Source organism: Halobacteriovorax sp. XZX-3, assembly GCF_043196495.1.
Classification (GTDB): domain Bacteria; phylum Bdellovibrionota; class Bacteriovoracia; order Bacteriovoracales; family Bacteriovoracaceae; genus Halobacteriovorax_A.
This window is the reverse complement of the sequence record NZ_JBEBMO010000001.1, coordinates 1,003,870-1,016,711: the sequence shown is the minus strand read 5'-3', so window position 1 is coordinate 1,016,711 and position 12,842 is coordinate 1,003,870. Positions and strand designations below refer to the sequence as shown.

Below are 12,842 nucleotides of genomic sequence, written 5' to 3'. Positions count from 1 at the left end.
AAGTGTAATTAATCATAGGGCAGACTAAAAAATAGACACTAGTAAGTTATTAAAATATTTAGAAGAATAAATTACATACCTTAGAAAACTCATGGACGACTAAATAGAAAGCTTGCTATTTAGACAAAAACTTATGAGGAGAATTCGATGAAAAAATTATTACTGGTAGCAATGCTATCTCTATCTGCAGTTGCATCACCTGTTTCTAACTCTGTTATTGCTAAGGCAAAGAAGGCAGTAGAAGAAACTGCAAAATCATATTTTGGACCAAAAGCTTATGTTTACTACTCAAATAGTAGTGCAGAAGATAAAGAGGTTTTCTTTAACGTGCTTTGGACTGAAGAAACGACAGATGTTTTTTACGATGAAGGTGAGCAAATTTATGTTCCTGTAAAAACAGAATGTGAGCAGGAAATGGTTTATTTAGTAGATACTAAGAAAGTTCTACTTACTCAAAATGCTTATTGTTACTAAGAATATAAAAAGGGAGCTTCATGCTCCCTTTTGCTTTTAATAAATATAATCAAGATCTTTATCTCCAAATCTTATATCACTATCAAATTCGAAATGAGCAAGAAATAGTTTATTTTCATGTCTTAGAATGAAAGCAATTTCACCATTGGCGTAATACCAATCTCTTCCGAATAAAAGGCCTACAAATTGAATACCTGAATTGTTGATATCATCGACTAGCTTACTAAATTTTGGAATATGCTTATCAAGTGTATAAAGTACCTTCTTTTGCTGTTCTTTATCGACTTTAACTGGATACCAATCGCCCATATTAACAACTTTATGTTCAAAAATTTCTTGAATGATCTCTAGGCCGCCAACTTTTAGATCAGTAATATAAGCATCGACATTTCGATGTTTTTTTAGAAATTTAAGCTTCTTTGGTAGCTTCATTCTTTTTATATTTCTTTCATCAAAGAAGTTACATTCAATAGCACGGCTGTCCCCACCATCGAAATAGTAGGCACCACTTAAGTCATTGATAGGATATGCGATTCCAAAATCTGATTCCTCTGAATAAATCACCATTTCGCCGTCTTCTATCGATCTAACTGCGCCGTGACCTTTGTATGATCTATTACCGCTATTTTCCAGGATATATGTCGTATTAGGCTTATAGTCTAGAAGTGATACGCTATAAGTGTGACCTGAAACATCATCACTACAAAATAGTTTCGTGAATGTATTATAGTTAATTTGAGTTGCCATAGTTGTATTGGCAGTAAGAGTAATACAAAAAATAGAAATAAGATTTTTACACACAGTTTTCATACAATTTCTCCTTGTTGGCCATTGATAACAAGAAATATTTATATATTGAAATAATATAAAAGTATTTTGTGTATATCAAAATTGTATGGTAGCTAAAAGCTATGAATATAAATCTCAATTATATTGAAGTATTTTGTCATCTTGGACAGAACTTAAATTTTTCTCAGACAGCGAGGGAGCTAAATACATCTCAACCTGCGATCTCAAGAAAGATAAAACTTCTAGAAGATGAATTAGGTTATGAGCTTTTTGTTCGCTCAAACAAAACAACATCATTAACTCTAAAAGGACAGGCGTTTCTTGATCAAGTCCTGCCTAGTTTTAATACAATTAGTGGCGCCATTCATAATAAAGAACAGAAAATTGATCTGAAAGTTGGGAGTATCTTTGAGGCAGGTGAAAAATATCTCTTATCGGCCCTAAATGACTTACATGAAAATGAAAGAATTGGTCACTTTGATCTCCAGTTCGATTCGGCCATTAATCTTATCGATAAATTACAAGCAGGAGAGTTAGATATCATTATGACTCATATTATTCCTGCTCAAAAGAGCTTGAGCTTTTTTGAAGTTTTTCGTGACGGCACCTACCTCGTTGGCCCTAAGAAAGAGGATGGTAAGCGCAAAAGAAAGCTCGTCACATATCGTAATGAAGACCTTTATACAGAAGAATTCTTACACAAAACTTTAGGTAAAAATTGGAGATCTAAATTTGAAATCATAGGTTGTGTAAACTCACATAAGGCAATGCTTTCTCTTTGTGAAGCTGGTGGCCATTTTTGTGTCGTACCTGAATCAAGTTTCAATAATTCTGGTGGATTAAAAATTTATAAGAAGAAAGACAGTAGTCACGGAATATATATCTGTGTACGACAAAACTTTCTTGAAAATAGAGATACAAAAAGGCTTATTGAAGAATTAATCAATTGTTTAAAATAGCTTTTCTATTCTTTACCTTTCCTAAATTGACAGCTTCTAGTGTGCACTTGAATATAAATTCATTCATTTGGAGATTATATGGAAAATGTTTCAGCACTAAGAGATGCGGAAAAGGAGCTTTTTGAGTTAACTCAAAAGGTTGCGGCTCTACGTAGAGATCAAGCCTCGCAAGAAGTTAAAAATTATACATTTCGAAGCACTGCAGGTGCAGTGAATTTATATGATCTTTTTGGGGATAAGGATCAGCTCATTATAATACACAATATGGGACAAGGATGCCGTTATTGTACATTGTGGGGAGATGGAATTAACGGTTTTGTTTCTCATATTGAGAGCGTGTGTTCACTCGTTTTGGTATCAAAAGACAGGCCAGACGTACAACGTCGTTTTGCAAATGAGAGAGGGTGGCGTTTTAATATGTTATCTCATGGGGGAGGAGAATATATTAAGGATCAAAGCGTCGTTGCAGGTGAGGAGAATATGCCTGGAATTGTCTGTTACCAAAAAGTTGGCACTAAGGTGTATCGAAAAAATTCTGCGGCATTCGGTCCTGGAGATGAATTTTGCTCTATGTGGAATATTCTATCTTTGGCCGGTGTATCATCCAGTGACTGGACGCCGCAGTATAGTTATTGGAGTCGTCCTGAGCAATTAGATGATGGAGGAGAGAATCTTATCTAGTCGACTCGACTTTAATTCTTGGCTATATGAAAATCTTTCGAATACAACTCTTGCCATTCACCTTCATTGAGGTTTAAAGGGTAACCGATTGATATAATTAGAGAATATCAAGATAATTTGGTTGGTCTAATTAAATGGAGTTTAATCTCTATTATACTAATCGCTAAGTCATTTACTTAGAGGAACGTTTGTGGAGCTTGACTTATATATTTCATTTACAAGATATTTAACGACTTTTGTTTTTTCATTCTTCGTTTATCAGTTCTTTGCTAGCCTTGCGAATTATTATCAGATACGTGATCGTAATATTCTTTGGCCAGCGGCCATGTGTATTTCAACTGCATGCTACTGTTTTGTTTTTGCTTTTAATACGCATTTTATTAATCAGAAGTTATCTGATTTTATTCTTATTGTATTTTGGATATGTGCCTACTCATCATTCTATTGTTACCTAAGAACGGTTGAGATTTATTTCGGGCATAAAGTTAAAGGTCTTTCATTTGCTAAGACATTTTGTCTGTTCTTCGTTGTTACTCAGCTTATTTGTTCCTTCACTACACTTGCTTTTGATTTTAACTTTCTCTTTGATAAGCATAATTATGTAAAAGATAGTCTCTTCGCTAGAACAATGAATTTTAATGTTTCTCCAAATCTGATGGGGAAGGCACTTGGGGGTATCGGTGCCCTTGTGGTCTTTTATTCATGCACAATGGTCTGGTTAGAATTAAATCGATTAAAGAAGAAGGAGCGCCTCTTACGGTTAGGAATTATAATAAGTTTTTTAGTCGTATTAAATGATTCACTTCTTGGACTTGAAGTAACTGGAGCTATTCTACCTCTGTATTATTTTGGGAACGCATTTGAAGCAGTTAGATTTAATATTTACTACCGTAATTTAAGTTATCGAAAAATGTATAACCTAGAAACAGAGGTTATTAGACTTTCTAAAATTGCACAATTTGGCTTCGCTGCTGCAAGTATTGCTCATGATATTAGGAATCATATTTTTATTATTAAAATTTCTATTGAGCGCTTAATTAGGGGGCGATCAACAAACCCTGAAGAGACGTATCTTTCAATTGATAAACATACAGATAAGATAACTGAAATCACTAATCTCTATATGGATGTCTTCAAGAAGAATACTAATAATATTAAATCTGATACGACGATTAAATTTGTCATTGAAGAAGCCTTAGAGCTCGTTGCTGCAAAATTTAGAGAGGCAGGCGTTAAATTAGAAGTGGATATCGCAAACTTTGACTTATGTTGCAATCAAACAGAGGTAACGATTTGCTTAGTTAATATCTTAAAAAATGCTCTTGAGGAGGTCTCTCAAGAGGGGAAGTACGATGCTCCTTGGGTCAAAATTAAGACGGATGCAGACACCCGTAAGTTGTCGATTATAGATTGTGGGCATGGGGTGATTACTGTGAGTAAAGAGGAGCTTTTTAGTCTCGGCTATACGACCAAGGGAAGTGCTGGGGGGCATGGAATAGGTCTTGCCATCACTAAGGAATTACTAGGACGGGCCGGTTTTAGGCTCGACTTAGATCGCGATGAGCTAAATACGACGTTTGTGATTGATTTTTGACAGGTAGGTTAAAATTACATGTTAAGCTGATTAAATTTTATTTCTTAGGTATAAGGTTCTCTATAAGACATTAAAAATAAGGAGAATCATATGAAATCAATTTCTTTAGCAATCTTAATTGCGCTTTCAGCATTTGGAGCGAATGTATCAGCAAACTCTGATATTAATAGCTTTGTATCTGACCTAAAAAGCTTTGACGGTAAGTCTGGTAAGGTAATCATGAATGGTGAAGAAAGAGGAAATTGTACTGTTCTTGTTGAGAAGGATAGTGATGCTGTAAGAGTTGAGTTTGATACTCCTGAACTATATGCAAATCCTGTTTCAGTTGCACTTCTTGATAGTGCAGAATTAACAGATGCAGATACTCTTCTTGTTTCAACAAACTCTAATCGTCCAGGTGGAGATGCTTGTGGTGATTTTGGTGGTGCTTCTAACTATAAAGAGACAATTTCAATTGACGAAAACTCTGTATCAATTAATGTTAGCTACCGTTGTTTTCTATTCAAGAAAAATAAAATTAACTACACTTGTGAGTTAAACTAAGAAGTGTCTAAAGTTTAATCTTGGACATAGTTTTTTCAAAGAACAAATATAAAATTCAAAATTAAGATATAAAGGGATTATGAAAATAATCCCTTTTTTTATTTCCCTAGTTTCTATCACTAATATTTTTGCTGCGCAGACTTGTACTCTTGATGGCAATGTCAAAACATGCATTGAAGGTACTAAGAAAAGTATTTCAAAGTATTTTGAAAAGACTAATGGCCTTTCTTCCCAAGAGTTCTATTTAGATAATAGATTAGTAAAGCAGAACTTCTATACAATCGAGGGAGAACAGATTTCAAGTATTACCTTTGATTATCAAAGTGATTCATTATTCTTTAAAACAGTATTTAATACTCAGGGGAACCATGTACAGTCAAAGGTATTAGTACAAAAGATAAATAATCAAGAAGTTATTTTAAAAGAATATGGTTTTGATAAGAGAACCCATGTTTTAGAAAGTATTGACACTATATCTGAAGGTACTATTGTCGAGAGAAAAGTTATTAATACAGACGGTGAAGATTTTAAATATAAGTTTATCTACGATGCTGATCGCATTATCGGATTTGATGTTTTCAATAATGATGACGTCAAAATCGGTGACTATATTCAAAATGAAGTAGGTGAGGTTAACGGTGGGCCTAAAGATGCCACTGTGAAAATTGCTGTTATTGATTCTGGCTTTGATCATAACCATGTCGATATTCAAGATCATATCCTAATCAATTCAAATGAATCTTTTAATAAAGAAGATAATGATGGTGATGGATTTATTGATAATATTTTGGGCGTCCATTTTGATGGTGATAGCGATATCAAGTTTATGAATCCATTTTCAGGATTCTTACCTCGAACGGGTGCTCCTTCTGTTCAAAAAGCTGCAGTTTACGGAATCCCATTTGAAACGATTAAGGCTAAGGGAACAACTGGTCCAATTACATCGCATGGAACGCATGTTTCTTCAATTGCATTACGTGGTTTAAAGTCGGCATCTCTTCTGGCCTTTGCTGGAGATTTTGGAGAGTCGAAATATCTCGATATGATTTCAGCAAAGCTACAGAAATCAGAAGTTGATTTCGTAAATATGAGTTTTTCATTTCCGCACCAGTCACTAGGGCTAGTTGATCGTAAAACATATCGAAGTATGCAAAACCTATTCTTGAACAATCCTGAGGTTGTCTTCTTTGTGGCCGCTGGAAATGATGGGCGCTTTCTGAATGGAAGCCGTGATTGTATGTACCCAGCTTGCTATACTTATCCTAATGTTGTGACTATTGGTGCAACAACAGATAGTGATTGGCGAAATGATGAAAATTATGAAATGGCAGATTATTCAAACTATAGTTCTAGCTTTGTTGACTTTTTTGCTCCAGGAACAAAAGTTGAGGCGGCCCTTCTTGGTGATATGAAAATACGTCACTCGGGAACATCGATGGCCTCGCCAATGGCCCTTAATATGGCGGCCCATCTTATGGAACAAAACCCTAATATGAGTGCATTAGAAATCGTTGAGTTAATGAAGGAACAGAGTATTAAGAAGAACTCAATTGAGTCAAAATTTGGAGTCATAAGACCTTTACCAACTAGCTTGAGATAATTTTAATAAATTCGAATGTTTTTAGGTGTTTTAATTATTTTAAATATAGTATATTTAATGTATGAGCATCGAAGAATATAAGGTACTTACTAGATATGTAACGACCTTCGCATTTGCGTTTTTCTTATACCAAGCTTCTATAGGGGTTTATACCTCTAGAAAGTTGCTTAGTCGTAAGGTCTTCTGGCATATCGCAATGTGTTTGGGAGCAGGCTCATACGCCATCCTAATTGCCGTCAATACTCACGTTTCAGATATTAAGCTTTCAAATTTTCTTCTACTCACTTACTGGTTCTTCGCATATTTCACTTACTATTGTTATATAAAGGCAATTGAAGGCTTTCTTGGTCAGGATATAAAGTTATTAAAGCCGGCCAAGATTTTTTGTATAGGTCATTCTATTTTCCAAGTTATAGGAGGTTTCCTTTACCTGCTAACAGATATCGACCTCATGTTTATTCCTCGCACAACTCCTCCATCAACTCTTTTTACTCAAGCATTAAACTTAACTATATATCCAAGCGTTTTAGTTGTTGTTGTCGGATTTTTTGGAATTATAACAATTCTTTATACGACGGTTGTGATTTGGAGTGAGTTAAATAAGAGAAAGGGCAAGGAGTATCTTTTTAAAGCAGGTATTCTTCTTACTTTATTTGTATCTTGTTGGGATACATTAATTGGTACTGAAACAATTGGATATCTAGTGCCGATCTATTACCTAGGTTATGTCTTTGAATCAATGCGCTTTAATATGTACTATCAAGACTTGGCCTTTACTAAAATGTACAACCTTGAAAAAGATATGGTTAAGCTCTCTAAAGTTGCTCAATTTGGTTTTGCTTCTGCAAGTATTGCTCATGACATAAGAAATCATCTCTTTGTCTTAGGTACGACTAACGATAGACTTGATAAAATGGTAGATAAGGAACTCTCTCCCTATACGCAAAAGCTGCGTCGTCATATTGGAAAGATCCTTGAAGTAACTGACCTTTATATGAATATTTTTAAAAAGAATTATTCATCATCGAAAGAAAAGATCTCTGTTTCCCAAATAACACAAGATGCTCTTGAACTAGTTAGTGATAAGATTGCACGTCATAGTGTTAGAGTTGAAATAGAGATGGATGATTTTGCAATTGAGGGAAATGAAACGGAACTTAGTCTTTGCTTAGTTAATCTCATTAAAAACTCTTTAGATGAGATTAAAACTACGGATTCTCCATGGATTAAGGTCGTAGCATCTTCAACTCAGCGCTTTATTAAAGTTATCGATAGTGGAAAGGGGATACCGGCCAAGGTTCAAGAAGGTATCTTTGAGTTAGGACACTCGAAGAAGAAGTGCGGAAACGGACATGGAGTCGGCCTTGCAATTACTAAGCAGATTATTGAGCGCTCGGGATATAAGCTATTTATCGATAATGATAGTGAAAACACTACCTTTGTCATTAATTTTTAGATTTCGTTAAGATTCTATTAGTGTTTTATTTATTGAGATCATCATGCTAGAAGTTGGAAAACATATTTAGTATTAGGGAGCTCAATATGAAAACAATTTTTAAGTCACTCATTATGATGAGTGCAGTCAGTGCGTTTGCACATTCTTCAAATTCAACATTTATCATCACTTCGGATTCAAAGCTTGGTGCTATCATTGGTTTTAGTGATTCAAGTTTTAATTATGAAGTTAGTGATGCTGTTAGAGCACGCCAATTTTGTTTTGTAGGTGATGCATCACAAGTATGCAGTCAAATTCATCAAGCAGCACAGGATATGAATGGGCGCTATTATCAAGGGTCACACGATCGTATTGAGATTCTTAGCTGTGAAGAAGATTTCGCGACAGACGAATACTCAAATGATGAAATCACTGTTGAATATAATCTAAGTGATGATTATGGTTCAGATTTTAAAGTAGTGCGTTCAATTACTGATTGTGTAACAATTTAATTGTTTCTTACTCACAGGCCTTATAGGCTTTTAGTGTTTCATGATAAGCAATTTTGTGATCAATAATTTCATTAGGGTACTCTGAAGTTCCGTACTCGGGTACCCATTTCTTTATATATTTAAAGTCAGGATCAAATTTCTTTTGCTGTGTATAGGGATTAAAAATTCTAAAATATGGAGCGGCATCACACCCTGTTCCTGCAACCCATTGCCAATTACCATTATTAGAGGCCAGCTCAAAGTCATTCAATTTACGTGCAAAGTACTCCTCCCCCCAACGCCAGTCAATGAGAAGGTCTTTCACGAGAAAAGAGGCAGCAATCATTCGCACGCGATTATGCATGTGGCCTGTCTCATTAAGCTCTCTCATTCCTGCATCAACGATTGGATAACCGGTTTTTCCTTCACACCATTTTTTAAATAGATTCTTGTCATTATTCCACTTAATCTGGCCGTACTTTTCTCTAAATGGCCCATCGATCACGTGAGGGAAGTGATACATGATTTGAATGAAAAATTCTCGCCAAATTAGCTCACTAAGCCAGACTTGATTTCTCTTAAAGCCCACTTGGGCACACTTTCGAGGAGAGACTGTTCCAAAGCGTAGATGTATACCAAGCTTTGAGGTTGCATCTAGTGCTGGGATATCACGGTTTTGATCGTAGCTATCGATGATCTTACCTTTAATCGTCTTCACTTGATCCTTGGCCTTCTCATTGTAAGTAAAACCTAGCTCATTTAAACTTGGAAAGCCTTTCGCTTTAAACTTGTGAAAGTTATTAAAGAATTTATGAGTCTCAATTGTTGCAATATCTTTTGGTGCAAGTGTACTAAGCCACTTATTTTTAAAAGGTGTGTAGACAACATAAGGTTTACCATCTTCTTTTAAAATATCATTTTTTGCAAAGATACAGTGGTCTTTGTAGCGTGAGAATTTTATATCTTCACTTTTTAGAATCTTCTCAACTTTGTTATCTCTTTTTATCGCATAAGGCTCATAGTCCTCATTTGTAAAAACTTCCTCAATAGTATAGGTTTCACATAAATCTTTGTATGCTTCTTCTGGAGTTGAGTGATATACAAGAATATCACTTCCTAGTTCAATTAGTTCTTCCTTGAGTTCTTGAATTGCATCGTGAATGAAGCTTACTCTTAGGTCATCTTCATCTTTTAACTTGGAAAGAATATTTTTATCAAAGATAAAGATCGGTATAACTGGTTTATTAGACTGAAGGGCATAGAGTAAACCACGATTATCTCTAAGTCTTAAGTCTCTTCTAAACCAAAATATATTAACTTCTTCTTTCTTTCTCATTCTATGCAATATTTTTTAGAAGCTTCAAGTCTTTTGGATAAGGCCCAAAAATGTATTGATCTTGAAGGTAAGTTTTCTTGTGTGTATTCGTTAGTATGTTCAAAAAGGAATTAACTGTTAAATAGTTAGATATTCCATTCTTATAGTCTTCCATCATTTTTATGAGAATATCTTTCTCATGCGCTGTGAGATCTTTCTTGAAATAGCCAAAAACATGAAAACACGCATTTAGTCGATTCTTTCTTGTAGGGAGAATATCGAGTGTTTCCATGAAGAGCTTAAAGTATTTTGAATAGACTTCACTAACTTCAAGTTTTTCATGATTGGCAGCTATTCCACCTAGGAGTCTTAAGTTGTTCTGATTATGTTCCATAATAGAGTACTTATACATTTGATGAAATAGTTGTAGCTCTCTTATCGATCCATCGAGTTGTTGAAATCTTAAATGAGAGAATATTTTTTTTACAAAGTTTTCTCGTAGCTCCAGATTTTTAATTCTACCACTGTCAATAAATGGGAGAGTTGGCATCGTATCCATAATATATTGAGCATATAGTCCTGTTGATTTCGTAACGTAGTTTTCATCACTAAGGGTAATTGTTTTTACGTTGTCAGTTCCACAAGTAGGGGACTTTCTTGTAAAAATATGACCATTTATTTCCTCGTTAGCTATACGTGCATGAATATTTTGATAAACCTGATTTGCTTCTTCCGTAAGGTCTTTTTTAGTAAACTTTGATCTTAAGCGTACTTCATTAGATTGTTTATCAACTTTGAACAAATGTACTTCTTCCCGTGGAACTCCTAGGCCCATTTCAAACTCAGGGCATACTGGTACAAAGTCTACAAATTTTGATAGTTCAGAGTAGACCCAGTCTTCACGACAATGACCACCATTATAGCGAATATTCTCACCGAGCAGACAAGAGCTTATGGCAATTTTAGGACGCAAAGACATTGGGTTCTCCTTATTTAGCAATTAGTGCTTTGTTTTAATTAGTTTAGAAACATCAAAGTGAAGATCTTTCGCCTTGGCAATAAGCTCAAGGTAGATTTTCTCATCAAGTTCTTTTGTTCTTGAAAGAATCCACAGATACTTTCTTGAACTATCTCCAACCATAGCGTATTCGTAATTTTCGCCTAGATCTAAGATCCAATAATTTCCTGCAAAGATTGGCAGCTTAATTCCACGTAGAAAGAATTGTACCTTTAACTTAGCATTAGTTTCTTTATCAACAACCCAAGCACGGGCCTTGGCAGTTTTTAATTCTCCTGTTGGTGAACCTTGGCGACACGTATTTAAAACTTCGATATCACCATCAGAACGTAGACTGTAATTTGCTGTAACTGCAGCACAGCCTTTTTGAAAACTCTGTTCAAAGCGAGCAATTTCATACCACTTACCAAGATAGCTTTGTAGATCAACATAATCGACAGTATCTAGTGGAAGTGACGATCCAGAGAAAGTTAGTGAACTTGATAAAATGGCAATAAGTAACATGAGCTTCTTCATTTCTTCTCCTCTTAAATTTTATTCAGCATGGTTATTAGTCTCACCAAAAATTTTGTATAATTTTTGGCTACGATAGTTAAAAATTTTATTAATATCTTTTTTGACAAAGGCACCTGCGACCATACTACCTAGTTGTCCCATGGGAACCATGTAGGAAACATTATCTGTCATTAAAGTACCGTTTGCGTATACCTTAAATCCATGGGTATGAACCCATTTTTTATAAGGGCCTTTTAACTGAGTATCAGTAAATTCATTATTTTGATCATAACTTGATATTTCTGTTTTCCACTTAAATGGCAGGCCATAAAGACTTAGTTGATAATCAATAATTGTTCCTGCTTCTATTTGTGGAGTACTTTTTCCTAGGACTTTAAAACTTAAAGAATCTGGCGTTATTGTTTCAAGATTTTTCTCGTCACTAAAGAAGCCGAAAACCTCATCTAGTGGCCTTTCTACCCATTGAACTTGTTTAAATTCTTTTTCTAAACCCACCAGATTTTGTAGCGCATCTTCCAGATTTTCAAATTTGAATGAATAGCCTTTATCTAAGAGATTCTTTGGGTAAACGTTTTGTCCGTCTAACACTAATGTCGACATTTCTCCAAGTGCTATCTTTAAAGCAAAACCTGGAGCAGGAAGGATTGTTGGTCGTTTTAAAACTTTTCCCATTACTCTTGTAAAATTAGAATTTGAATAGGCTTTTGGAGCAACCGCATTAAATGCACTTTCTTCGAAGTCATTTTCAACAAGAAAGCGATAGATGGCCACCATATCTGCGAGATGAATCCAGCTCATCATCTGTTTCCCACTACCAAGCTTTCCTGCGACTCCTAGCTTAAATGGGATGAGCATCTTTTCAAGAGCACCGCCATTGCTTGCGAGCACTATCCCTGTTCTTACATGATTAACCAAGATATCCTTATTAGTGAGTCTCTCTGTTTCTTTTTCCCATGCAATACAAGTCTTAGCGAGAAAGTCACTTCCAAAGCCTGCTTGCTCATCTAAGACTTGATCTCCACTTCGATTGCCATAGATTCCTATCGCACTTGCGCTAATAAATTTTTTAATCGAAGTTTTATTTTCGTTTATAGTGTTGACGAGTAGTCGAGTTGATAACACTCGAGAGTTTACGATTTCTTCTTTCTGTTTTTTAGACCATCTTCTTGCACCAATATTTTCACCAGCAAGATGAATGATAGTATCTACAGAATTAAATGCGTCTTTATCGACTTCACCTTTTTGTGGATCCCAGTAAAAGCATTTGATTGGAATATTAAAAGAAGCCTGTGCCTTCTCAGGATTTCGACTCAGTACTCGAATATCTTCATGGCCATGAATGGCCAATTCATGAATTAATTCACGGCCGATAAGCCCTGTTGCACCAGTAATTATAATTCCCATTAATTACTCCTTGTATAGGTCTT

General features: G+C 35.1%; 13 protein-coding genes. 8 read left to right on the top strand and 5 right to left on the bottom strand.

Annotated elements, in window-relative coordinates:
- The first annotated feature begins 147 nt into the window (after positions 1–147).
- Positions 148–474: a hypothetical protein gene (locus ABMA70_RS04720; protein WP_103216675.1), complete on the top strand. Its 327-nt coding sequence runs from the start codon at positions 148–150 to the stop codon at positions 472–474.
- A gap of 36 nt (positions 475–510) precedes the next feature.
- On the opposite strand, the gene ABMA70_RS04715 is transcribed toward ABMA70_RS04720, so the two are convergent.
- On the bottom strand, positions 511–1,284 hold the full coding sequence (locus tag ABMA70_RS04715) for a hypothetical protein (RefSeq protein WP_103216676.1): 774 nt from the start codon (positions 1,282–1,284) through the stop codon (positions 511–513).
- A gap of 101 nt (positions 1,285–1,385) precedes the next feature.
- Between ABMA70_RS04715 and ABMA70_RS04710 the strand changes: the two genes are divergently transcribed.
- The 7 genes from ABMA70_RS04710 to ABMA70_RS04680 all read left to right on the top strand — a co-directional run bounded on the left by ABMA70_RS04710 (position 1,386) and on the right by ABMA70_RS04680 (position 8,587).
- On the top strand, positions 1,386–2,222 hold the full coding sequence (locus ABMA70_RS04710; RefSeq protein WP_103216677.1) for a LysR family transcriptional regulator: 837 nt from the start codon (positions 1,386–1,388) through the stop codon (positions 2,220–2,222).
- A gap of 78 nt (positions 2,223–2,300) precedes the next feature.
- Entirely contained in the window at positions 2,301–2,903 is a 603-nt protein-coding gene (locus tag ABMA70_RS04705) for a DUF899 family protein (RefSeq protein WP_392991273.1), read from the top strand.
- A gap of 190 nt (positions 2,904–3,093) precedes the next feature.
- Positions 3,094–4,497 (top strand): sensor histidine kinase, encoded by a 1,404-nt coding sequence (locus ABMA70_RS04700; protein WP_392991274.1) that lies wholly within the window; start codon positions 3,094–3,096, stop codon positions 4,495–4,497.
- A 90-nt stretch (positions 4,498–4,587) separates the two neighbouring features.
- Positions 4,588–5,040: a hypothetical protein gene (locus ABMA70_RS04695; RefSeq protein WP_392991276.1), complete on the top strand. Its 453-nt coding sequence runs from the start codon at positions 4,588–4,590 to the stop codon at positions 5,038–5,040.
- Positions 5,041–5,119: 79 nt separating this feature from the next.
- Positions 5,120–6,640, top strand: a complete 1,521-nt coding sequence (locus ABMA70_RS04690) for a S8 family serine peptidase (protein ID WP_392991278.1) — start codon at positions 5,120–5,122, stop codon at positions 6,638–6,640.
- A 61-nt stretch (positions 6,641–6,701) separates the two neighbouring features.
- Complete coding sequence (locus ABMA70_RS04685) at positions 6,702–8,096, top strand: sensor histidine kinase (protein WP_392991280.1); 1,395 nt, start codon at positions 6,702–6,704, stop codon at positions 8,094–8,096.
- An 86-nt stretch (positions 8,097–8,182) separates the two neighbouring features.
- Positions 8,183–8,587, top strand: a complete 405-nt coding sequence (locus ABMA70_RS04680; protein ID WP_392991281.1) for a hypothetical protein — start codon at positions 8,183–8,185, stop codon at positions 8,585–8,587.
- Positions 8,588–8,594: 7 nt separating this feature from the next.
- Here ABMA70_RS04680 and ABMA70_RS04675 read toward each other — a convergent pair whose 3' ends face one another.
- Genes ABMA70_RS04675 through ABMA70_RS04660 form a run of 4 tightly spaced genes read right to left on the bottom strand, consistent with a single transcriptional unit; the run spans position 8,595 to position 12,819 of the window.
- A complete protein-coding gene (locus ABMA70_RS04675; protein ID WP_103216685.1) occupies positions 8,595–9,902 on the bottom strand; it encodes a deoxyribodipyrimidine photo-lyase in 1,308 nt (435 codons plus the stop codon).
- 1 nt (position 9,903) lies between these two features.
- Positions 9,904–10,860, bottom strand: coding sequence for a YbgA family protein (locus ABMA70_RS04670; protein WP_392991283.1), 957 nt, complete (start codon positions 10,858–10,860; stop codon positions 9,904–9,906).
- A gap of 21 nt (positions 10,861–10,881) precedes the next feature.
- Positions 10,882–11,415, bottom strand: coding sequence for a lipocalin family protein (locus ABMA70_RS04665; RefSeq protein WP_103216687.1), 534 nt, complete (start codon positions 11,413–11,415; stop codon positions 10,882–10,884).
- A gap of 18 nt (positions 11,416–11,433) precedes the next feature.
- Complete coding sequence (locus tag ABMA70_RS04660; RefSeq protein WP_103216688.1) at positions 11,434–12,819, bottom strand: TIGR01777 family oxidoreductase; 1,386 nt, start codon at positions 12,817–12,819, stop codon at positions 11,434–11,436.
- Positions 12,820–12,842 lie beyond the last annotated feature (23 nt).